Consider the following 22951-nt stretch of genomic DNA (forward strand, 5'->3'; position numbering starts at 1 on the left):
TCATGGTTGGCGAAGTATTGTATTTATAGAGAGAAAGCATGAAAGCGTCCATTATATCCAAGCTTGAGACCCTACAAGAGCGGTATCAAGAAGTTCAAGTATTGCTCGGTGAGCTAGAAGTTATTTCTGATCAGAACCGTTTTAGAGCCCTGAACAAAGAATACTCTCAACTAGAAGAGGTGGTGAACTGTTTTACCACTTACCAACAGGCACAAGAGAATTTTGATTCTGCCAACGAAATGTTGAACGATGACGATCCTGAAATGCGAGAAATGGCTGAGTTAGAAATCGCCGATGCCAAGCAAGAGATGGCGCGTTTAACCGACGAATTACAGTTATTATTGTTACCGCGGGATCCCAATGATTCACGAAGCGTATTTTTAGAGATCCGAGCTGGCGCGGGTGGTGATGAAGCGGCTATTTTTGCTGGCAATTTGTTCCGTATGTACAGTAAGTTTTCTGAAAATCAGGGCTGGCGGATGTCGATTGTATCAAGCAACGACAGTGAGCAAGGCGGTTATAAAGAGCTGATTGCAAAGATCGACGGTGAAGATGTATATGGTTTAATGAAATTCGAGTCTGGCGGACACCGGGTGCAACGGGTGCCTGAAACTGAGTCACAAGGCCGGATCCACACCTCTGCTTGTACCGTCGCAGTGATGCCGGAGATCCCTGAAGCCGAACAAATCGAAATTAATCCCGGTGATTTACGGATCGATACCTTCCGAGCTTCTGGCGCGGGGGGGCAGCACGTGAACAAGACTGACTCTGCGATTCGTATTACCCATATACCCAGTGGAGTGGTGGTGGAATGTCAGGAAGAGCGTTCTCAGCATAAGAACCGGGCCAAAGCGATGTCAGTATTGTCGGCTCGTTTACAGGCTGCAGAAGATGATAAACGTCGTGCAGAAGAAACCAGCATGCGTCGTGAGTTGGTTGCCAGTGGCGATCGGAGCGAGCGGATCCGCACCTATAACTATCCACAAGGTCGCGTGAGTGACCATCGTATTAACCTTACTTTATATCGCTTAAACGATATTATGGAAGGGGATTTATTAGCCTTACTCGACCCTATTTTACAAGAATTTCAGGCAGACCAACTCGCGGCCTTGGCAGATAATGACGCCTAAGCCACCAAGCATCGCGGAGGCTTTAAATTGGGCGAAGCAGACTCTATTTAGTGGTGAGTCTCCGCAGATTGATGCTCGCGTATTATTACAATATGTATTGCAATGTGAACCAGCATACCTGATGACTTGGCCTGAGCGTCACTTAACGCAAGCTCAATGGGATGATTATCAATATTGGGTATTTAAGCGCCAAGGGGGACAGCCAGTGGCTTATATTACTGGTTTACGTGAATTTTGGTCCTTACCTTTAAAAGTATCAGCGGCGACGCTCATTCCACGTCCCGACACTGAAGTTTTAGTTGAACTAAGCCTAAAGAAAGTCACTAACCAAGCCGATACAGAAATAGTTGACCTTGGTACAGGCACGGGGGCGATCGCTTTAGCAATTGCCAGTGAGTTGCCCTTGGCCAAAGTATATGCTTGTGATGTGCGTTTAGATGCGGTTGAACTAGCGCGTGAGAATGCTCAAGGTTTAGATTTAGAACGAGTTGATATAAGACAGGGTTCTTGGTTTAGTCCGTTTGAGGGGCAACGCTTTAATTTAATTGTGAGTAATCCACCCTATATTGACCCGCAAGACCCACATTTACAGCAAGGTGATGTGCGTTTTGAACCAAGCTCTGCACTTACTGCTGAGCTTCGAGGTTTGGCTGATATTCAGCATATCATTAGTTCTGCTCAGGCTTATTTAAAGCCGGGTGGGTGGCTGCTGTTAGAGCATGGTTTCGATCAAAAAGAAGCCATTCAGCAACGATTAACTGCTGAAGGTTTTGTACAAGTATTTACCGCGCAAGACTATGGTGGCATGGATAGAGTCAGTGGCGGTTGTTATCTCGTTTAGTTGGACGGGTTATAACATCGTCAGTTGGGTGACTGAACAATTAGCTAAAGGATAGGGATTGAGTGATTTTTCGCATTTTAGGTATTGAAGAAGAAATCGCTGGGCAATCTTTTGGGGAGGTCCGCAAGAGTTTGCATCGACTGTGGTTAGATTGGCTTAAGGTCAACCCTGTTGCGCAGGGCACCGCTCCGCGTTTTGAACAATTAAAGCAATTGTTCTACCAAGACTTAGGTTTTAGTGGTGATTGGCAAAGTTACTACCATAGTAACAATTTGTTGATTCATGATGTGCTAGAGCGGCGCAGTGGAAATGGCACGACTTTGTCCGTGTTATTTCATTATTTTGCTCGTAAATTAGAGCTAGAATGTCAGGCTATTGTATTTCCTGCGCAAACGATATTAGCCTTTAACATTGAAGGGCAGGGGGTATATTTTGATGCCTTTGCTGGAGAATCCAAAAGCTTGGCGCAGTTAGCGGTGATGCACCGTGGTTATAAGGGCAATTTGGCCAGTTTAATTAAGGAAAACCTGCAACCACTCTCTTCGGTAGAGATGACGCTACGCTGGTTAGCAGAGCTGAAGGCGGCTTGTTTACGGGAAGAACTATTTGAGATGGCCTTACGGACCTCTCAGGTTTTGCTGCGTTTAAAACCTGGTGATCCTCACGAAATGCGTGATCGCGGTTTTATTTACCAACAATTGGATTGCAATAGTGTTGCAATTAACGATTTTGAATATTTTATTGAGCAATGTCCCGATGATCCCTTATCGAAGATACTGAAGATGCAGATCAACACGATGGACGCTCAGCCTGCAATTTTGCATTAAGAGGAATAGCATGCAGCAACAAACGATTAATATTGGCGAAATTAAAGTCGCCAACGATGCACCCTTTACCTTATTCGCTGGGATGAATGTACTAGAATCTCGTGAATTGGCGATGCGCATCGCCGAGCATTTTGTGGAAGTCACCGACAAGCTTGGTATCCCCTATGTATTTAAAGCTTCGTTTGATAAAGCGAACCGCTCTTCTATTCATTCTTATCGTGGTCCTGGAATGGAGCAAGGTTTACGTTTACTCGAAGAGATCAAACAGCAGTTTGCTATTCCAGTGATCACCGATGTTCACGAAGTGGCGCAAGCGGCTCCTGTGGCGGCGGTCGCTGACGTGATTCAATTACCGGCATTCTTGGCCCGTCAAACAGATTTAGTGGAAGCGATGGCTCGCACGGGGGCGGTGATTAACGTTAAAAAACCGCAGTTTTTGAGCCCATCACAGATGGGAAATATTGTCGATAAATTTGCCGAATGTGGCAACAATCAGGTGATATTGTGTGAGCGGGGCAGTAACTTTGGTTATGACAATTTAGTCGTCGATACGCTGGGGTTTGGCATCATGAAGCAAGTGAGTCGAGGCGCACCCGTTATTTTGGATGTGACTCATGCCTTACAGTGTCGTGATCCTTTAGGTTCGGCTTCGGGTGGGCGTCGAGAACAGGTTGGAGACTTGGCTAAGGCAGGCATGGCGACGGGTTTAGCGGGGCTGTTTCTGGAGGCTCATCCTGATCCTGATGATGCTTTATGTGATGGGCCAAGTGCCTTGCCTTTATCGAAACTAGAACCTCTCCTTAAGCAAATTAAAGCGCTGGATGATTTGGTGAAGTCTTTCGACAATTTAGATACCCTCTCAAAATAAGAAATTTGTCGTTAATGGTAACTTTAAGTTTCCCTGAGCTTTTTCTCTTGTTAGGGTAAACTGAATAAGCTAGACGTATTCGCTAGGTCTAGCGACTTTGCTAAACAGATAAAATGGAAGTGATATGTTAAAAAAAGCCTTGCGCACCGCTTGTTTGGTCGTGACTTTGGGTTACCTAAGCGCTTGTGCTAGCACTTCAAGCCAGACGCCGAATACAGTTGTTCTTGCAACGCCATTACAGGTGAATTATCAATCAGAAGTTGCGCTGGCTCGCTTGGGACAAATGCTTAGTTCTGGTGAATATGATCAACAACAGATGGCGCAGCTATATTACGAACGAGGCATTGTATTTGATCGTGTTGGGCTACGAGCCTTAGCCCGCTTCGACTTTAATCGAGCCATTCAGTTAAAGCCCGACTTTGTCGAAGCGTATAACTTTCTGGGGGTTTACTTTACCTTAGCCGAAGAATTTGACAGTGCTTTTGAAAGCTTTGATTCGGCCTTGGAGCTTGAGCCAGATTATGCATTCGCTTACTTTTATCGCGGTTTAGCACTGAATTACGCAAATAAGCCAAAGTTGGCAGTGGTTGATGTTAAACGCTATGCTGCTCAGGCTCCCAATGATCCTTACCGCGTATTATGGCGTTATCTCATTCAATTAGAAGCGGGTGAAACAGACGCATTAACAACGCTACAAGCGGCTTTAGCTGAATACTCTAGCGAACAGGACTGGGGTTGGCAGATTGTTCGCCTCTACGCTGGCCAAATCGATCAACAGCAGTTTTTGGCCAGTACGATGGCTGGCGAAACGGATAATCGCGCTTTGGCGGAGCGGCTTTGTGAAGCATACTTCTATATGGCGAAGCTCGCACAACGGGCGGGGAATCAGACCTTGGCCAGCAGTTATTTCAAACTCTCTTTAGCGAATAACGTTTATGATTTTGTCGAACATCGTTTAGCTTTATTTGAGTTGCACCGCTATGAGAGCCAACCCTAACCGGCTCTCATTGAGCTTGTTTTAGTCTTGCTGGTGGCGGATCCCAGCAATTTGATGCCAGTAGCCATTGACACTATCCGGCGTAGGAAATCGTTCGGTAGTTTGGCTGCGGCGGCGAAAGGCTTCTAGGTGTTCGATACTATCTTCACCTAGTGGACTAATTCTCACGATATCGACCAAACCCTGCATACTTTGTTGGTCATTAATTAAGTCGTAACAATCTCCCGACATGGTTTGAATACCATTTAATACAAATAGTGGCTGGCCTTCTTGGCTATCGACGCGGCGTCCATTTGGGTAATTAATGCAGCAGGTTTCGCAGTTGTCTTTGCTTTTCCCCTCAGCCTGAGCGGTAAAACAACGGGCTGAATAAGCCAGTGGTAAATGCCCGTAAGCAAAGACCTCTATCTCAAAGCGTTCACGGATCCCCATTTCAATACATTCATTACTAAGTTTTTGTAGCCAATCTCGGGAAAGTTCAACGGGCATTACCCAGCGTTGCATTCCTTGGTCAAGCAATACTTTCAGCGCATAGCCATTGTAAATATTAACCGCAGGACCGCAGACGAAAGGCAAACTGGCTCTATGTGCTTCTTCGATGGCACTAAAGTCATTTGCTTCGATTAAAAAATCGCCATTACTGACTAATTTTTGAAGTTGTTTAATCTCTGAAGGTGCTTCTAACAAAGCCATGGTCGATATTACAACTTGTTTGCCAGCGAAGCTGAGTTGTTTCGCTAAGTCTAGCCAGTCTTGTACCTTCATATTGCGTCGTTTGCTACATACGGTTTCGCCGAGATAGACAATGTCGGCGCTGCTGGCCTTGGCTAGATGATAGAACTCTTCAATTTGTTGGTTGGGCCAATAATATAGAATTGGTCCTAGTGCATATTTCATATGGTACCTATCCTTTATTGCCAAGCTTTTTGGTAAGCACCCAAAGTGGTTTGGCTGCCTTCAGATAAATTAGCTAATTGACTCATCCAGTGGCTTTTCGCGGAAAAACTCTCTGGGTTTGCTTTAAAGCTATCGATTGCTTCTCGCCACACTTGGGTCACTTGAGCGACATAGGCGGGACTACGTTGGCGCCCCTCTATTTTTACAGCGGCTATATTGGCGGCGAATAACTCTGGAATCAGTTCAATGGTATTGAGGCTGGTGGGTTCCTCTAAGGCATGATAACGCTGTCCGTCTACATCAAAACGCCCCTTACATAAGGTGGGGTAGCCGGCGGTTTCATTCGGAGCATAGCGGTCAATCAGAATGTTGTTTAGCCTAGACTCTAAGCCCTGTTCGGTTTCTTGCCAACGGACATAAGAAGCGGGTGAACAGGCTCCAACGGTATTGGGCGATTCTCCGGTTAAATAGGAGGACAAATAACAGCGACCTTCTGCCATGACACAAAGGCTACCAAAAGCAAATACTTCCAGCTCCATATCTGGGCAAGCTCTCGAGAGTTGTTTGACCTGATGGATGGATAATACTCGTGGTAGCACAACACGTTTTACCGCAAAGTTACGTTGATAAAAAGCGATGGCCGAAGCATTGGTTGCCGAGGCCTGCACCGAGAGGTGAACTTCTAGGTCTGGGTACTGTTGCTTCGCATATTCGAGCAAACAAATGTCGGCTAGAATGACGGCGTCAGCGCCGATATCAACGGCGCGGTCAATGGCTGAGAACCAAAGATGTTGCTGTTGTGGATGTGCAAAAGTATTAATCGCAATATGTAATTTACGCCGATGTTGCTTTAAGTAGTCGACCGCTTTATCAAGCTTCTTTCCTTCAAAGTTTAAACCAGCAAAATGGCGAGCATTAGTGGCGTCTTTAAAGCCAATATAGATAGCGTCGGCGCCGTGATCCACCGCCGCTTTAACTGCAGGTAAAGAGCCTGCAGGGCAAAGTAATTCCATAGGTCCCTCTCAAGAGATTTTTTGTTATTTTACTGGTCTTAGTTATTCAGGATATTGACTCAGAGCAGGTTTGATGTTGGCAAAGTTGAGTAAACTGAATCACTTATCTGCTCGATCTATTGTTTATATATGAGGAAATGAAGTGCTGGATAGCTTGAAACAATCTTTAGTGAAAGACATGCCCAAAATATTGAGCATTCCTGTGAAGTTCTGTCCTTTTGCTGTGCAAGGCTTGGTTTTAGAGAAAGCGCTAGCCCTTGCTTTTGCGGAAGCAATTGAAGAAGGCGATCTTGATTTTTTGCTACAACGTTGGTTGAAGCTTGAAGTGACCGATCTAAATGCTAGCTGGTTTGTCACTTTTCAACAGGGAAAATTGCGGGTTCAAGCGAATGCGCCTCAAATTGATGTCAGTTTTTCTGGTCAGCTTAATGAATTTGTATTGCTCATGGGACGCCAAGAAGATCCAGATACATTATTTTTTCAACGCCGCTTAAAAATAGAAGGTGATACCGAGCTCGGTTTAGAACTTAAAAATTTACTGGACAACTTAGACTTTGACAGCCTGCCCGCATGGCTTAGCGAAGGCTTGAAAAAAAGTGCCGGCATGGTGCTGCAATATCATAGCGCGTAACAGGGTTTGCGATTTAACCAGCCATTTGGTGCTTTTTAAATGGTCACTATAAAGTAGCTAGCAGAATCCTTGTGCTTATTTCTCCTTAGGAAACACGGCAATTCGGGTCTGTTTGCTCTTGGTATGCTTCTGCTGGCGGTGATTCAAATTCATTTATCTCAATAAAACTGAACATAAAAAATCATTCGCTGCCAGGTTTCTATCGCTTAAATCTCTCAAATTGTTGTTGGATTTGTTGATAAAGTTCTGTGGTCCATGGGGGTAAGTGATCTGGTACTGGAAACAGCGGCAATAGCCTTGGATCGTGCGGGGCGATAACCACTGAACTATTGCCGGGGCCAATACGTTCCACCAAGATAAATAAATCTTCGATATTTTGATCGCCGATGGCTAAACAGCCGATTGATGACGCTTTGCCATGAATAAAAATGTTTGAACCGGGCTGCTTGCGTTGTTCCAACTTTGCTTTGGCAAGATCGAAACTATTAGGGTAGTTCAGTTTCATCGAAAGATGAAATTGACTATTCGGGTTTAGAGCCTCAATCTGATAGATCCCCTCGGGGACTTGCAAGTCCCCTTCTCGAAGCTTTGGCCCTGCCGTGCCACTCGCATGTCGGATCCAATAAGTATGAATAAAGTGATAACCCTCCCCACTGTCGGCCCATAGCTCTAAGCGTCGTGAACGTTTGCTCGTCAATAAGGTGATTTTTTGCGGCGGGTAATCGACTTTAGCGGCGACAAATAGCGGTAATAAACGCTTTAGACTATCGTTATGGTAGGCCTTTATAGCCTGACTAATGGAGCGTTTTCCTGCTAAGTGCTGAGTCGAGTTTGGCCATGTAGCAGCCATTATAGAAAAACAATAGCCACCAAGGAGGGCATAAAAGCATAGTCGAATGAAACTCAAAGGTGAATGCTCGGTAGATTGCTGAGGCTGCAGTGTACTTGTTGTTTTGTCTTCTGACTAGCGTTGCCATGTTGGCTGCTGGTTGAATTTGCTGACTAGGCAAGTCGTGAAAATGAGAAATTTGGGGATTGGGATGAAATACAGGATTAAGTTACTCATTGCTTGTTCTCTATTCACGAGTATTCAGCTACAAGCTCATACATTGGAAGAGCTGAGTTACATGAGTGAAGACTTTTTCCCTTACAACTATGTTGAACAGCAACAGCCGCAAGGTTTTGCTGTGGAACTGTTAAGTTTGGTATTTCAGCAATTGGGTAGCCCGCTCCCAGAGATCCAGTTTTTACCTTGGAAACGGGCATACGCAAAACTGCAGCAACTGCCTTATACGGTGTTATTTTCAACTATTAAAACTGCCCAGCGAGAGTCAAAATTTAAATGGGCTTGTCCAATTAACATCGGTCAGGCCAATTTATATGCACTGAATGACAGCAAAATTGAGATCACGGCGTTGGCGGATTTAGCGAATTATAAAGTTGCATTACTCAGCGGTCAGTCGATCCATGCTTATCTAAATGATGCTGGCCTACAGCATAATATCGTGGCGATTAAGACGATTGAGCAAGCATTTAAATTATTAGCGCTACGCCGAGTTGATTTGTTGGCTCTGGTCTCGGAGCACATCGACCCACATGAACTAAGCTTCAAACAAGTCTATAGTTTGTTCGATAATGAATACTGTTATGCTTTTCATCCATCGGTGAGTGAGCCCGAATTACGACGCTTTCAACGAGCCTTGCAGTTAGTCGTCAGCTCTGCGAGTTATCAAAAGCTCTACCAAAAGTATTTTAAGTAGTTGCCTTATGGTTGGTTCCGACTTTAGTCGTAGGCTCGTGTTAATAACTTGTTAATTTGCAACTTGTTCATTAGCATGATTATTCGCTCGCTTGAAGATGGCGGGTGCCATAGAAATTCATCGAGAGCTGCTGATAATTGGCGTGATTAAGGCGTCGAGAGCTTTGAGTCGTTGATGACGCACGCTTAAATCAGCAAGTTGTAGGCTAGGGCTGAGTTTTCATCGTTTAGATATTCAGGATCAAGGGTTCGCGTGGTCGTAGAACCTTTACTAAGGAGAGTAAATCATGGCTTATTGGCTAAAAAGTTTATTACTACTGACAACAATGCTCGGTGTAACAGCGCAAGCGGACACCGCTAAAAACTACTTGTTGGCAACTGCGAGTACCGGAGGAACCTATTATCCGGTGGGGGTCGCATTGGCAACCCTAACTAAGGTGAAGATCCAACCGACCCATAAAGTGAGTGTTTCTGCGATTAATTCTGCTGGTTCAGCGGAGAACATTAAGTTATTGCGTGATAAAGAAGCTCAGTTTGCCATCTTACAGGGGCTCTATGGTTCCTATGCGGTTAATGGGAGTGGTCCTCTTGAACAACAAGGAAAGCAAACTCATCTGCGCTCTATTACTATGTTATGGCAGAATGTTGAGCAATTTGTTATTCAAAAGCAATACGCGAAAACAGGGGATATTAGCGACCTACTAGCATTAACTGGAAAGACACTCGCCTTGGGTAAGAAAAACTCCGGAACTATTGGCTCGAACCGTTTTCTACTGGGGCATCTTGGGGTTGATATTGATAGCCAAATGAAACTTTTTTCTGCAGGTTATGGCCCCTCTGCGGAAGCGCTACAAAATGGCCAAGTAGTCGGCATTAACACGCCGGCAGGGGCTCCTACCGGGGCTATCACTAAGTTATTTGCCGCAGCGGCGAAAGATGTTGTACCGCTGGATATTAGCGATGAGCAAATGCAGCAGGCAAATGGGGGCCTGGGTTTATGGACTCGGTATGTGATACCCGCAGGCACCTACCCGAATCAGGCAAAGGACTGGAATACCATTGCGCAACCGAATTTTTTAGCGGTACATGCTGACGTGGATGAAGAATTTGTTTATTTGTTGACCAAAACGATTTACGAAAACTTGGCTTTTTTACAGGCGATCCATAAAGCAACCCTCGCCATGTCGTTAGAAAAAGCGCTGGCAGGTTTGCCTGCTCCACTTCATCCCGGTGCGGCACGTTACTATCGCGAACAGGGGATTCAAATTCCCGATAACTTGGTGGCGAAATAAGCGCTTGTTTTGGCTTAACAAGTCAGTGAGTTTGCTTGTTAAGCCTCTCCATATCATAAGACCAAGCCGAATCACCGATAGAAAGGGCTTCAAATATTCAGTGCGAAGGCCTCTCGTGAGCATTGATCCCGTGGTCATCTTTTGCTGATGGAAGCAATTCTCATCATACGTGCACTTCGCATGCACTTTTATTTATGCACCGCGCATTATTGTTACTCAAGGAGCTTCTGCTATGCAATGGAATGCAGTCCCCGATAGTATCCGTCAAGAAGTCAACGAAACCCGTTCCTTGTCATTGGTGTATGTGCTGGGGATCGTGATTAGTCTAGTGCATGTCTATTTCAATATTTTCGCCGATATTGCAGTTCTGCAACAAAATATTATCCACTTTGCAGGTTTTGTCTTGTTATGTGGCTTGCTGAAGCCGCTGACAAAGCATCACTTGGCCAGTTGGTTGGATCGTATATGGGTATTTTCTATCACGCTGTCAGCGATTTATTTGCTGTTTGCCGAAGACTTGATTTACCAACGGGGCGTTCGTTTAGTCACTCTCGATTGGATCTGCGGCATAGTGGTGATCCTCGGCGCGATTGATATGACGCGTCGGGCGACAGGTTGGGTGATCCCATTGCTCATTGTGAGCTCTATTTCCTATTTGGCCTGGTGGGGCAATTATGTGCCGGGCGTGTTTCAATTCAAAGGTTTAAGTCTAGAGACGCTGTTGTTTCGAAGTATTTATGGTGACGATGCCATCTTTGGCAACATCGCCCGAATTTCGGCGAGCTTTGTGTTTATGTTTATCCTGTTTGGTGCCTTTTTATTACGCTCGGGCGCAGGGGATTTTGTGATCCACTTGTCAAAAAGCATCGCCAGTAAACTGGTTGGCGGACCAGGGATTGTGGCGATTATCGCCTCAGGTTTAACCGGGACTATTTCTGGTAGCGCAGTGGCCAATACGGCTTCAACTGGGGTGGTGACGATTCCTCTGATGAAAAATGCTGGATTTAGTGCACGTTTTGCTGCCGCCGTTGAGGCTTCGGCGTCGACTGGAGGGCAAATTGTCCCCCCGATTATGGGGGCTGGTGCCTTTGTGATGGCTAGTTATACTCAGATCCCCTACAGCACCATCGTCATCGTGAGTATTTTTCCTGCGATATTGTATTTTGCCTCACTGGTATTTTACGTGCGAACGGAATCTTACAAAATGGGTTTAACGCGTACCATGGAAAAAGGCGCGCCCTTACTGCCGATGGTGTTGCGAGAAGGTTTATCCTTTATTGTGCCCGTGAGTTTATTGATTAGCTTACTGGTGATGGGGTATACCCCGACTTATGCGGCGGTGATCGCAATTATCACGGTGGTTATCAGTTCCTGGTTTACCCCGAATAAGATGGGTTTTCGAGCCATCGCCGATGCATTTGCACTAGGGGCGCGAAATATGGTGGTAACTGCGGTATTGCTCTGTTCCGTAGGCCTGATTGTGAATGTGATCGCCACCGCCGGGATTGGTAATACCTTTTCGTTAATGATTACCGAGTGGTCAGGCGGAAGCTTATTATTGGCCTTATTGTTGGTGGCTATCGCTTCTTTGGTTTTGGGGATGGGTTTACCGGTCACTGCCTCATATATTGTACTGGCGACCTTGTCGGCACCCGCCTTGTTACAATTAATGGCGAACGCCGAGTTGGTGAGAGTGTTGAGCACCACAGAGATCAGCAGTGAGCTGCATGCGGTATTAATGCTGCTGGGGGTGGGGGCAGAGCAAAGCAGTTTGAGCTTAGTGGAGGCGCAAACTTTAGTCAGTCAAATCCCTGATGAGATGATGGCCTTGCTGCAACCGATGTTGCTTGATGATGGCAAAATAGCGATGTTGTTGCTGTCTGCTCATTTAATCATTTTCTGGTTGTCGCAAGACAGTAACGTAACCCCGCCAGTTTGTTTATGTACCTTCACTGCTGCCGCTATCGCCAAGTCGCCACCAATGGCGACCGGTTTTACTTCCTGGAAAATCGCCAAGGGTCTATACATCATTCCCTTGTTATTTGCCTATACGCCTTTAGTGCAGGGGGCGGGGTGGGAGCCGATACTCGTGTTTGCTTTTGCTTTGCCCGGCTTATACGCCTTTACTTTAGTGATGCAGGGCTGGCATAAACGACAGCTACAGATTTGGGAGCGAGTGCTGATGGCCGCGTTGGCCACGGCTTTATTGTATCCTTTGGGTTTTGTTTGGCAGTTGTTTAGCTTGTTCTGCCTAATTATATTTGTGCTTTACCTTGGCAAAAGCGCCAAACTGAAACTGTCTTCGGTGGAGTCGTGAAAAACCGCCAGCAAGCTCAGTGATAGTGCTTAAGTGCCTGGCGGATACTTCAAACAACTTAGTTCAAACATCTTAGGGAATGCCGGGTAGAACAAGAATTCGTCAATCCATAAAAAGTTTGACTCAATTGGCTGAATTGCGAGCGGTTGAACTGAAATAGCCTTTACATTTTAAAATCATAAACGTAATATTCACACCGCTGCGGAGGGGTGGCAGAGTGGTCGAATGCACCGGTCTTGAAAACCGGCAAGGGTTAATAGCCCTTCGAGAGTTCAAATCTCTCCTCCTCCGCCATATTAACTTGGCATGTCATCAATCAGAACATGACACTTTAATTGCAGCAACACCCCTGCGGAGGGGTGGCAGAGTGGTCGAATGCACCGGTCTTGAAAACCGGCAAGGGTTAATAGCCCTTCGAGAGTTCAAATCTCTCCTCCTCCGCCATTTTTAAAAGCCATGCTAAAGCATGGCTTTTTTCGTTTCTGCTCGGCACTTATTGTGCGAGCGGATAAAGACGCAGGTAGTTTTTCAGGGCATTTGCTAGATTTACCGACCAAAACTGTCCCGCTAAACTTAAGTTAAGCTGTTGGCCGTGCTGTGTGACCAGGCCGTTTTTTTGCCAAGCATCAAACAGCGTTTGACAATGGCGAAACACCTGCGCGCCTTGAGGAAGTTTAGCCGCGCTTAGCTCTCCTTGGTCACAGCCGCTGACAATGGCAGCTTGTAGCGTGGCATCTTGGCTCGGTGGGGTTAAGGTTTGAAAAGCCCAGCTGTTTTCTTGCACTGCATTTCTCCAGGTATCGATATCGCGAAACTGCATCATGCTAAAGCCATTGATTTTTCCGCCAGCCCCGGCGCCAATGGGCAAAATATCGACCCCCTGCTTGACCAGGCTATTGTAATGGCTTTGCTCTCGGGGATCGCTTGCCCAATGACAATAACTCAGCTGCTTTAAACCCTGCTTGGTGAAAAACTGATGCCCTTGGCGGTACATCAGTGCTTTTTCGCTGGTGCTTAAAGGTTGGGCAACTCCCTCCTTCTCCGAATTTCGTTGTAATGCGGTACCGCCAAATGTGAGCAGTTGATAGAGATCGACACCATGGACACCGCTGCTCAGCACATCTTGTAGATCCTGCTGCCAGTTTTCAGTCGTCTGATGGGGCAGACCATAGAGTAAGTCGATGGCAATAGTCGCTTGTTGTGAAGCGCTTAATTGTTGCAGCCGTTGGAGAATGGTCTCACGTTGGTCGAGCCGTTTGGCGCTGCGACGAACCTGGCTGTTAAAGCTTTGCACTCCAAAAGAGAAGCGATTAAATCCGCCCGCGAGCGCGGCGGAAAACTTGTCATCGTCAAATCGATTGAGTCGACCCTCTAAGGTGATTTCGCAGTCACTACTTAAAGGAAAGTAATGTTGGATCAGCTGACCAAGTTGCTTCAGTTGGGCTGAGTTTAAATCGGTGGGGGTGCCGCCGCCCACGTAGACTGCGTCGAAGGGCTGAGCCTTGCTCCAGGGATAAGCTGCTTTGGCCTTGAGCTCCTGTTCTAAAACTGCGAAATATTGGTCCATCATTTGCGGGCTACTGGCATATTGAAAAAAGCTGCAGAAACTACAGCGCACGCGACAAAAGGGGATATGAATATAAATCGCACGCTTTTGCTGTGAGGTTGGCGAAGCTGAAAGTTGTGCAAAGAGCTTGTTGAATGCGGTATCTCCTGACAGCTGTGCGCCGGTATTTTGCTGTGCATGGGCGGTGGTTTTTTTAGCGAAGGCAAACTGTAAAGGCGAAGGGCTTGCCTGGCCGGTGAGTGCTTCGGGTAAGGACGACAAAGACAGAGAATTTACTTGAGTCATGATTGGCTTCACAAAGTATTTATTGCAAATGTAAATTATTATCATTTGCATTTCATTGATCTAGACCAAGTCTACGCTGCTAAATGTTGAACAACATCTTTGGCTGATATCTGAGAAAATTGCCAATATAACTTGAATTTTCTTTGTAAGACTCTGTTCTTGTTGAAAGTAACTGAACTATTATTATTCTTCATTAACTGATCATCAAGGAATGAAGATGAAGCGCTGTTATCGTTTTGCAATATTACCCTTTGTGCTACTCATGAGTGTGTTAGTGGGCTGCAGCACCCAGCCCAGTCATAGTTGGCAGCCTGATCATAGCTATAAAATCACCGTGTTACATACCAACGATCATCATGGCCGTTTTTGGCAGAATAAATACGGCGAATACGGATTGGCGGCGCGTAAAACCCTCATCGATGGGATCCGTAAAGAGGTCGCGGCTGCAGGGGGCAGTGTATTACTGTTGTCTGGCGGGGACATTAATACTGGTGTTCCGGAGTCAGATTTACTGGATGCCGAGCCTGACTTTAAGGGGATGAAGTTACTCGGTTATGATGCGATGGCTTTAGGCAATCATGAGTTTGATAACAGCTTGGCGGTGCTGGCGCAGCAGCAGGAGTGGGCGGGATTTCCCTTCTTATCGGCCAATATTTATCAACGATCCACCGGTCAGCGTAAATTTCAGGCCTATACAATTTTCGACCTGCAGGGCGTTAAAGTGGCGGTGATCGGTTTTACGACGGAAGATACCTATAAATTGGTGCATCCCGATACGGTGGCTGATATCGAGTTTCGGGATCCCAAAGTCGAGGCGAAGAAGGTACTGGCAGAACTGCATCAACAAGAGCAACCGGATTTAGTATTTGCGGTGACCCACATGGGGCACTACGCCAATGCGCAACATGGGGTTAATGCGCCGGGTGATGTGAGTCTGGCGCGTTCATTAAAACCAGGTGAGTTAGACTTAATCGTTGGTGGCCACTCTCAAGAGCCAGTGTGTATGGAGCAGCCAAACCGTTACGATGTTCATTTTAAGCCTGGCGCGGAGTGTCAACCCGACCAACAAAATGGCACCTGGATCGTGCAAGCCCACGAATGGGGGAAGTATTTGGGACGCGCCGATTATACGTTTAAAAATGGTGAGTTTAGCCTCGATAGTTATCGCCTTATTCCAGTAAATTTGAAGAAAAAAGTACTGCTTGACGGTAAAAAGCTGCGGGTATTGGTCGCCGACGAAATTGCCGCCGATCCGCAAGCTTTAGCTTTGTTGAGTCCTTATCAGCAACAGGGGCAGGCGCAACTTGGGGTGAATATTGCGCAGCTCAAGGGACGTCTGGAAGGGGATAGAAATAAGGTGAGGTTTGCTCAAACCAACCTCGGTCGAATGATCGCAACGGCGCATATGCAGCGGGTGAATGCTGACTTTGCGGTGATGAACTCTGGCGGAGTGCGTGCTTCGATTGAGCCCGGTGATGTGAGCTATAAAGATGTTCTTACGGTACAACCCTTCTCCAATACCATTACCTATGTGGACATGAGCGGTGCTGAAGTGCTCGAGTATTTGTCGGTCGTGGCGACCATGCCGGTGGATACCGGGGCCTATGCGCAATTTGCTGGGATTGAGATGACCGTGAGTAACGGCAAGGTGAGCGATGTGGTGATTGCTGGTCAGCCGCTGGACAGCGCTCAAACCTACCGCTTTACTGTACCAAACTTCAATGCAGCAGGCGGCGATGGTTACCCTAAGATTACCGAACATCGGGGTTTTGTTGATACTGGCTTCGTGGATGCTGAAGTGCTAAAAGCCTTTATGCAACAGCATAGCCCGCTGAATGCGGCAGATTTCGCGGCTCAAGGAGAGATCACTTATCGCTAATTAAACGTTTCATCAATCAAGCTACATAACTGATTCTGGAGTTGGCTCCTTGCTTGATGGTTGCCTCGAAAATTTGGTCTCGAGCCTTATAATCGTCGGAGTATAGTGCTTAATACTTGCGTATTCATTGGGACTGATCAGTATTTTTCTAGGTCTGTTGTTAGGCTTGAACCACCGCCGACTTCAGGATTAACTCATACCATTACTTATCTTGGTATAAACCCGATTGCTGTTTTGCTAGCAAGTTGGGTAGCCGTTAAACCCATTTAGTGGTTGGTTGAATTGCATCATACATAGCTTTGTTATCTCACGCGGCTTTAAGCGTATAGACGAAGGGATATCACTTGGCTAAGTTCTCAAAAATTTGGATTACATCGACTGATTGGTTTTATGAATTTTCGGCTTAGCTTTCTTATGGCGTCACATCTAGGCGGTTGGGGAGAAACAACTCATATCAGCAGTGAGAGGATTGTGTCGCTTGTTCGATGAATAACTCACGATAAGATTTTGTCTCTAGGTCTGGAGTGCTTAAACCAAATTGACTGGCTAAGCTTTCGAGTTCAACTTTATAGTTTGCTAGCATTGACTGCTCATCGGTCATAATCGCAAATTCAGCAAAGTGTCCAATTCCTTCGAGATAATCTAGTGTTACATGGTACTGACCGATGAAGTAAATACTACGGATTTTTTTTGCTTGTAAAGCGACCTGATAGCCCATAGTTTGCAACATACTTTTTGCTGAGTTTGCATTGATGATATTCGTCGCTTCACAGCGATCAAACTCTGGACCTTTGACTATCCATAATTTTATTCCCGACGGTTCCATCTCACGGATACAAACACTCTTATTTTGCGCTTGAAGTTGTTGAGTGGATGTATCGAAGTAGCAATCCGATTCGACGTTATCTAGAAGCATTACCTTATGAGGTATCTTAGCTAAGGTTTGCAAAAAATCAGATTTTGACGGCAATTTAAATTTTAGTTCGACTTCATATTGCCCCTTGAAATGCTCTGAACTCATTTATTTTGCTTTCTTATTTTATCGGGAAGGACTGAATATTAGCATGACTGTAGCGCTAAAGTAGACAAAAACTCTTGAACCAAAGCGTGTGGGTGCGAAGCTTGCGACGAGCTGGCTAGCTCGTTGATTCAATGGTGCGATGTGACATTTCATTAATTATGTGGTATCGCAATATGCTATGGTGGGTCGAAGTAGTTTATTGTATTCAGTGTGATGCCACATGCGATGAGAGATGAGTTCTAAACGTGGTATTATTAATAACAATTAAAACAGTAGAGTTATAATATGTTGATTACATTTAGCTGTAAAGCCTATGCGGATATTACGATGTTTGGTGATGTGGGCCTACAGATGTTGAAGATGATGGGCCAAAGTGACAACGTGCCCGGAGCAATTTTGGCTGCAGATGTGGCAACCGCACTTGCTCAGTTAAAAGCTGCGATAGACCTAGCGGAAAAAGCGCCGGAACTTGGCGATATCAAAGATGAAGCCGACGATTTGATTGAAGCGCCAGTGAGTTTGGGGCATCGAGCATTTCCCTTAATTGAGTTATTGACCGCAGCTGCTAAAGAAGAATGTAACGTGATGTGGGAGGCGATTGGTAATCAACATCCATAAGGATGGCTAAGGCTTTTTGTCTGATTGCTTTGCGTAAGGTTTTTAGGGTGACAATAATCATGTAATAAGTATCTGTCAAACATACTAAGTCGCCTTGTTAGTAACAGCATTAGCCTCAGTTATAGTGTCCACTCATGTTAGTTTCTAAGTACGATTTGGCGGCTTCAACCTTGAGTCGGTGTACGTTTTTGTTAAACAGGCGTTGGTGGAATATGAATTTGAGATATTCATATTTGAATGAAACTGTTTTGTTGGTGATTGTTGATTCAGAACTTCAGTAAGAACATTGTTATTTCATTGCTGTTAAGTCATTTACGAAATCAGCGAAGTAAGCCTGCTTAAGGTTAGTTGAGAGTATGTTTTTCGGTTTTTCGCGCGCGTTGATGGCGCGGCTAAACGAAGGATCACTGAAGATACTTGTTAAAAATCATATCATAAGTACCGTCTTCCTTCATCGATGCAAGAGCTTTGTTGTAATCTGCAATGAGTTGTGTGAAGTCGCGTTTTCTTGTGAATGCGAGGTAACTTGGAACCGCCTCCAGATTCGGGGATAATTGCCTTATTTTATTGATTTCTCCCAGCGATTTAGCGGTGCTTAACACAACATGCCGATAGGAAGGGATCAAATCTACTCGGCCAGCTAAAAGTTTTCGAACATTACTTTTAGAGTTTTGAGCTACATCTATTTTTGAGAATAGTCCTTCAGCCAATGCAGCATCAAGTTTTGGCCCATAGCTGGTGTGATTAATCACGCCAATCGATTTATCAACCAATTTTGTGAGGTCACCGTCATAGGTAACTGTAGAATTACTCGAAACAAAAAAAGCTTGTACCTGAGTGATCAGGACTTCACTGGTATAGCTCATAAACTCTTGTCGTTCATCGGTTAAATATGCTGAGAATATACCATCTACATCACCAGATTTGACGGATTTTAAACATCGGGCCCAAGGCATGAGTTGAATTTCAACGGTATACCCAGCGCGATTAAATGCTTCATTTATAACATCAATTAAAATGCCCGTTTGTTTACCATTTTCTAGGTATGAAGTGGGAATACTGTCAGCTGCTGCGGCCAGCACAATAGTTTCAGCAGCGACTTTTTGATTAGATATTGTCAGTATTAAAATGGAAATGGCTAAATAACATATCCGCTTATATATTTTTTTTTGAAAAATATTTGTTAATGATTTCAATTTCAGAGCAAAGTGTTTGTTCAGCCTATTCAACATTTCGCTAGTCTTTGGGGATTGTTCATCGTGGCTCATTTTTTGAGACTGGGCATCTACAGTAGATTTATTTGGATACCGGGCAAAAAGTTTTACTGGTTTCATCTATATGTCAGCCTTTCAAAAATAAGTTCTTATGCCTTGAGTTGTTCAAGATACGCTCCGCTCGTATAAAAACATTTGGATACGGTTTCACTATGAAAATTTAGCCGCATTTTGTGGACCATTCATGTTTGCTTCAGACTTAAATTTTGCTCCGAAAAACCACATCAAGTTCTCATAGTATAGTGGGGAATCTGGTATTCACCCAATATCAACTCGTGGCATAAGGGACCTCTTGGCTTAGTCTGAGATAGCTTGATGGCTCTTAAATCGTGACTAATATTGATTAAAAGCAGTGGGTTTTTGCGTTTTCGAAGTTAACTATCCTGATTCAAGCAAAGCGATTTTTTGTGGTGTTGTGACCTGATTTTATGACTGAAAATTGTTTCGCCAGAATTTATTCTCAATCGACGTATTGTGTGTACCTCTTGGTTGGATTAACACCTCATTTTTGAACGAAACTCCTACACTTAGATCGAGGAAGAGTGAATCCATGAGGCTTCGATTTTGCCTGCTTCTTGGTGTGCTTATTACGCCCATGAGAAAAAGCGCTGATCTGGAACTCTCTAAACTCTGCTAGGCCTTGAATGAGGCCTTGAAATGAAGGATCGGCGTATGGAATTTAAAGATTACTACAACATCCTTGGCGTGAAGCCTGATGCGGGAAGCAAAGAGATCAAAGCGGCCTATCGTAAGCTCGCGCTGAAATACCATCCTGATATGAATTCTGATGCTCGAGCTGAAGCAAAGTTTAAAGAACTGGCTGAGGCGTATAAAGTTTTAAAACATCCCAAACGACGTGCTGAATATGATCAACTTCGCCAATATAGACAGCAGTCAAGTCACGGCTTTCGCCCACCACCGGGGTGGCGAAGTACCAGTTACGCTGAAGAGCCTGATAGCGAGCAATTCGAAGGTGATTTTTCTGAGTTTTTTAATTCAATTTTTGGTCAGCATCGGGCTACATTTCGGCAGCGGGCTTCAGCTGCGCCGCAACGCGGTCAGGATATCGAGATTGAACTGCCGCTATTTTTAGAAGAAACCATTCAACAAACGCATAAAACCATCGAGTATCAGCTGCCGGTGTTTCGTAACGGGCGGCTTGAGCATGTCACCAAGCAATTGAAGATTAAAGTGCCGATGGGAAGTTGCGATGGTGAACGGATCCGAGTGCCAGGCCAGGGGCACCCCAGTTCCAGTGGTGGCTTTGCGGGCGATCTCTATTTGCATGTTCGTTTAGTACCGCATCCGCTGTTTGATGTGCAGGGACATCATTTGTATATCTCATTGCCCTTGTCCCCATGGGAGGCCGCTTTAGGCACCAAGGTGACACTGCCCACCCTTGAAGGGAAAATCAGTTTATCGATCCCTGCGAATACTCAAGCAGGGCGCAAATTGCGAGTGAAGGGTAAAGGCTTAAGAAGTAAAAATGTCACTGGCGACTTATTTGCGGTGGTCAGCATTGCGATACCGAATAAAGCGACGCCACAGCAGCAAGCGTTATGGCAGGCGCTGGCCTCTAGTAGTCACTTTAATCCCAGAGCAGCGTGGAGGGAATGAGCATGAGTGAAGCTTTCGTCAATATATCTTTCAATGAACTCTGCCAACTTGCAGGAATAGAGCGTGATGTGCTGATTAATGTGGTGGAATACGGCATTGTTCAGCCACTAAAGGGGGAAGGGATAGAGCGCTGGATATTCGATACTACGAGTCTTCATTGGATCAAAAAAGCGGTGCGGCTTCATCAAGACTTAGAAATAGATTGGGTGGCGGTCGCCATGGTGGTTAACTTGTTGCAACAAAATGAAAATTTGTTGAAGCAAAATCAAGCTTACCAGAGACAGCTTCAGCGCTTTATCGGCGGCTAGCTAGTCTCTGGTGGTGATTGGTTCATGATTTGTCAGTTAGGTGAAGCTCAGCACTGTCCTTTATTGGTGTGGCAGTGTATCTGTTTGTTCGATGAATTGTTGAAACTGTTCGATAAACCAGATGAGCTTCGGATCCTGATAGCGGGTTTTATGCCAATATAAATTTAGTTGGTAGTTAGGAAGTTTAAAGGGCAAGGGACTTATGCTTAAACGAAGTTGTTGTTGCATCTGTTGAGCATAGCGATGGGGGAGGGTAAGTAAATAGTCGGTATTTTGCACAAAATAGGGAGCCGCTAATACACTGGCAGTTTTAATCGCAATCTGTCTCTTTTTTCTTATTTTGGCCAAGCTAATATCTACGATGCCGCGGGATTCGTTCCAAGGTGTGACTAGAATATGTTTATGTTCTAAAAATTGTTGTAAGTTGAGTGGGCCTGGGGTTCCTCGCTGCGCACAACGAGCATTAACATAGTGGTCTTCAAGCCAAGTTAAGCGCATTAAACTTTCGCTACTCTCTGGCTGATGGCTGAAACCACAGGCCAAGTCGAGCTCTCCCGATTTAAGCGCTGCTTCTGGTAGGCGTTGTTCTAATTGTAGAAACTCAATATTAATTGCTTTAAACCCTTGGCTTAAGTGAGCGGTAAACGCTTGCATACACCAAGAGCTATAGTCGGTAGTGGCGATTTTAAAGTTGTGGTTTTGCGTCGGCGAAAAGGCTTGAGATAACTCAAAACCCTGATTGAGCATGGTGAGTGCTGGCATCACATGTTCAGCCAAACGTTGGGCATAGGCTGTGGGTAGCATTCGGTTTTCGATACGAACGAACAGCTCATCGCCTAGTCGTTCTCGTAGGCGAGTGAGCGCATGACTACAGGCAGATTGACTCAGCTTAAGTGTTTCGGCGGTGACGGTTACAGAACCTGTTTGATATAAACTGGCAAATAGCTTCAGTAGATTGAGATCAATATTAGGAAATTTGTCCATGCACACTCTTCATTTGTCGCCTGCATATAATGCACTGTATTCATGAAGCTATAGAGCTTACACTCTCCCTACTTTGAGTCAACAGGATAAGCAAATGCCCTTAAATATTAGACCCGCAGAAAAAGTCGATGCTGCGACGATTTTAAATTTTATTCAGCAACTCGCAAATTATGAAAAGGAGCCGAAAGCGGTAGTGAATAGTGTTGCACAAATAGAACAACGTTTATTTGGTTCAGAGATCCATGCCCATGCGCTCATCTGCGAACAGGATGGTGTGGCGATTGGTTTTGCGGTGTATTTCTTTAACTACTCTACTTGGCTGGGTCAATATGGCCTTTATTTGGAAGATCTTTATGTGTCTCAAGATCAACGCGGTCAAGGGGCGGGTAAGGCTTTAATGGCGTATTTAGCTCGGCTTGCGGTGGCGAAAGACTGTGGCCGTTTTGAATGGTCGGTATTAGATTGGAATCAAAGCGCTATTGATTTTTATCATAGTATTGGCGCTCAGCCACAAGATGAATGGATTGCTTATCGCTTATCGGGTAAAAATCTAAAGCTTTTTGCTAGTATTGAAGGCTAGTTGTTGCTTTTTTTTGCTTAAAGTTGCCGCTTTGAACGGCGGTGAGTATGCTGAGCTTTGGTGAATAAATCGGAGCCATGGTGTTCGTTGGGAGCTCACCATTGCAGCGAAACACCTTGCGCCGAATCTTCAGGCTCCTTTGTTCAATGTTGGAAGACTGATTGTGAATTGAACGCGGCAAGCACCGTGAATTTGTTTGGCTCTCTATTCAGGCGTTGAAAAGTACCGTAACAGCGAAGTGTTGGG

The 22951-nt window shown here is 45.2% G+C and carries 21 protein-coding genes and 2 tRNA genes; 16 read left to right on the top strand and 7 right to left on the bottom strand.

Features of this window, described 5'->3' with window-relative positions; translation table 11 throughout:
* Positions 1–38: 38 nt before the first annotated feature.
* The 5 genes from prfA (at position 39) to nlpI (ending at position 4663) form a co-directional block, all read left to right on the top strand.
* Positions 39–1130: a peptide chain release factor 1 gene (prfA, locus tag ACRRS0_RS08220; protein ID WP_432453691.1), complete on the top strand. Its 1092-nt coding sequence runs from the start codon at positions 39–41 to the stop codon at positions 1128–1130.
* On the top strand, positions 1120–1971 hold the full coding sequence (gene prmC, locus ACRRS0_RS08225; protein ID WP_432453690.1) for a peptide chain release factor N(5)-glutamine methyltransferase: 852 nt from the start codon (positions 1120–1122) through the stop codon (positions 1969–1971). Before prfA ends, prmC begins: the two co-directional genes overlap by 11 nt.
* Before the next feature lie 62 nt (positions 1972–2033).
* Positions 2034–2798: a SirB1 family protein gene (locus ACRRS0_RS08230; RefSeq protein ID WP_432453689.1), complete on the top strand. Its 765-nt coding sequence runs from the start codon at positions 2034–2036 to the stop codon at positions 2796–2798.
* Between the two features lie 10 nt (positions 2799–2808).
* Positions 2809–3666 (top strand): 3-deoxy-8-phosphooctulonate synthase, encoded by an 858-nt coding sequence (gene kdsA / locus ACRRS0_RS08235; RefSeq protein WP_432453688.1) that lies wholly within the window; start codon positions 2809–2811, stop codon positions 3664–3666.
* Positions 3667–3790: 124 nt separating this feature from the next.
* Positions 3791–4663 carry a lipoprotein NlpI gene (nlpI, locus tag ACRRS0_RS08240; RefSeq protein ID WP_432453687.1) on the top strand — a complete coding sequence of 291 codons (873 nt, stop codon included), beginning with the start codon at positions 3791–3793 and terminating at the stop codon, positions 4661–4663.
* 21 nt (positions 4664–4684) lie between these two features.
* On the opposite strand, the gene ACRRS0_RS08245 is transcribed toward nlpI, so the two are convergent.
* Together ACRRS0_RS08245 and ubiU are read right to left on the bottom strand one after the other, a co-directional pair.
* Entirely contained in the window at positions 4685–5560 is an 876-nt protein-coding gene (locus tag ACRRS0_RS08245; protein WP_432453686.1) for a U32 family peptidase, read from the bottom strand.
* A 14-nt stretch (positions 5561–5574) separates the two neighbouring features.
* Positions 5575–6573: a ubiquinone anaerobic biosynthesis protein UbiU gene (ubiU, locus tag ACRRS0_RS08250; RefSeq protein WP_432453685.1), complete on the bottom strand. Its 999-nt coding sequence runs from the start codon at positions 6571–6573 to the stop codon at positions 5575–5577.
* Positions 6574–6715: 142 nt separating this feature from the next.
* Between ubiU and ubiT the strand changes: the two genes are divergently transcribed.
* Positions 6716–7204, top strand: coding sequence for a ubiquinone anaerobic biosynthesis accessory factor UbiT (ubiT, locus tag ACRRS0_RS08255; RefSeq protein ID WP_432453684.1), 489 nt, complete (start codon positions 6716–6718; stop codon positions 7202–7204).
* A 199-nt stretch (positions 7205–7403) separates the two neighbouring features.
* Here the strand turns inward: ubiT and ACRRS0_RS08260 are convergent, their stop codons facing one another.
* Positions 7404–8054: a L,D-transpeptidase family protein gene (locus ACRRS0_RS08260; RefSeq protein WP_432453683.1), complete on the bottom strand. Its 651-nt coding sequence runs from the start codon at positions 8052–8054 to the stop codon at positions 7404–7406.
* Between the two features lie 190 nt (positions 8055–8244).
* Between ACRRS0_RS08260 and ACRRS0_RS08265 the strand changes: the two genes are divergently transcribed.
* From ACRRS0_RS08265 to ACRRS0_RS08285, 5 genes are all read left to right on the top strand, one after another.
* Positions 8245–8964 carry a substrate-binding periplasmic protein gene (locus ACRRS0_RS08265; protein WP_432453682.1) on the top strand — a complete coding sequence of 240 codons (720 nt, stop codon included), beginning with the start codon at positions 8245–8247 and terminating at the stop codon, positions 8962–8964.
* Between the two features lie 286 nt (positions 8965–9250).
* The gene (locus ACRRS0_RS08270) at positions 9251–10255 is read left to right on the top strand and encodes a TAXI family TRAP transporter solute-binding subunit (RefSeq protein ID WP_432453681.1); all 1005 of its coding nucleotides are present in this window, start codon (positions 9251–9253) and stop codon (positions 10253–10255) included.
* A gap of 232 nt (positions 10256–10487) precedes the next feature.
* The gene (locus ACRRS0_RS08275; protein ID WP_432453680.1) at positions 10488–12572 is read left to right on the top strand and encodes a TRAP transporter permease; all 2085 of its coding nucleotides are present in this window, start codon (positions 10488–10490) and stop codon (positions 12570–12572) included.
* A gap of 203 nt (positions 12573–12775) precedes the next feature.
* A tRNA-Ser gene (locus ACRRS0_RS08280) sits at positions 12776–12866 on the top strand.
* A gap of 59 nt (positions 12867–12925) precedes the next feature.
* A tRNA-Ser gene (locus ACRRS0_RS08285) sits at positions 12926–13016 on the top strand.
* A 49-nt stretch (positions 13017–13065) separates the two neighbouring features.
* Here the strand turns inward: ACRRS0_RS08285 and hutW are convergent.
* On the bottom strand, positions 13066–14424 hold the full coding sequence (gene hutW, locus ACRRS0_RS08290; RefSeq protein ID WP_432453679.1) for a heme anaerobic degradation radical SAM methyltransferase ChuW/HutW: 1359 nt from the start codon (positions 14422–14424) through the stop codon (positions 13066–13068).
* A gap of 217 nt (positions 14425–14641) precedes the next feature.
* On the opposite strand from hutW, the gene ushA reads away from it, so the two are divergent.
* The gene (gene ushA, locus ACRRS0_RS08295) at positions 14642–16303 is read left to right on the top strand and encodes a bifunctional UDP-sugar hydrolase/5'-nucleotidase UshA (protein WP_432453678.1); all 1662 of its coding nucleotides are present in this window, start codon (positions 14642–14644) and stop codon (positions 16301–16303) included.
* A gap of 454 nt (positions 16304–16757) precedes the next feature.
* Here ushA and cyaB read toward each other — a convergent pair whose 3' ends face one another.
* Entirely contained in the window at positions 16758–17324 is a 567-nt protein-coding gene (gene cyaB / locus ACRRS0_RS08300) for a class IV adenylate cyclase (protein ID WP_432453677.1), read from the bottom strand.
* 285 nt (positions 17325–17609) lie between these two features.
* Here cyaB and ACRRS0_RS08305 point away from each other — a divergent pair, with 285 nt between their 5' ends.
* Positions 17610–17942 (top strand): DUF1840 domain-containing protein, encoded by a 333-nt coding sequence (locus ACRRS0_RS08305; protein WP_432453676.1) that lies wholly within the window; start codon positions 17610–17612, stop codon positions 17940–17942.
* A 404-nt stretch (positions 17943–18346) separates the two neighbouring features.
* On the opposite strand, the gene ACRRS0_RS08310 is transcribed toward ACRRS0_RS08305, so the two are convergent.
* Positions 18347–19276 carry a substrate-binding periplasmic protein gene (locus ACRRS0_RS08310; RefSeq protein WP_432453675.1) on the bottom strand — a complete coding sequence of 310 codons (930 nt, stop codon included), beginning with the start codon at positions 19274–19276 and terminating at the stop codon, positions 18347–18349.
* Between the two features lie 612 nt (positions 19277–19888).
* Here ACRRS0_RS08310 and ACRRS0_RS08315 point away from each other — a divergent pair.
* Together ACRRS0_RS08315 and ACRRS0_RS08320 are read left to right on the top strand one after the other, a co-directional pair.
* Positions 19889–20833: a DnaJ C-terminal domain-containing protein gene (locus tag ACRRS0_RS08315; RefSeq protein WP_432453674.1), complete on the top strand. Its 945-nt coding sequence runs from the start codon at positions 19889–19891 to the stop codon at positions 20831–20833.
* A 2-nt stretch (positions 20834–20835) separates the two neighbouring features.
* On the top strand, positions 20836–21141 hold the full coding sequence (locus tag ACRRS0_RS08320) for a chaperone modulator CbpM (RefSeq protein WP_432453673.1): 306 nt from the start codon (positions 20836–20838) through the stop codon (positions 21139–21141).
* 60 nt (positions 21142–21201) lie between these two features.
* On the opposite strand, the gene ACRRS0_RS08325 is transcribed toward ACRRS0_RS08320, so the two are convergent.
* Positions 21202–22125, bottom strand: a complete 924-nt coding sequence (locus tag ACRRS0_RS08325) for a LysR family transcriptional regulator (protein ID WP_432453672.1) — start codon at positions 22123–22125, stop codon at positions 21202–21204.
* Positions 22126–22219: 94 nt separating this feature from the next.
* On the opposite strand from ACRRS0_RS08325, the gene ACRRS0_RS08330 reads away from it, so the two are divergent.
* Positions 22220–22705, top strand: coding sequence for a GNAT family N-acetyltransferase (locus tag ACRRS0_RS08330; protein ID WP_432453671.1), 486 nt, complete (start codon positions 22220–22222; stop codon positions 22703–22705).
* Positions 22706–22951 lie beyond the last annotated feature (246 nt).

It is taken from the genome of Agarivorans sp. QJM3NY_29 (genome assembly GCF_050870835.2).
Taxonomy (GTDB): domain Bacteria; phylum Pseudomonadota; class Gammaproteobacteria; order Enterobacterales; family Celerinatantimonadaceae; genus Agarivorans.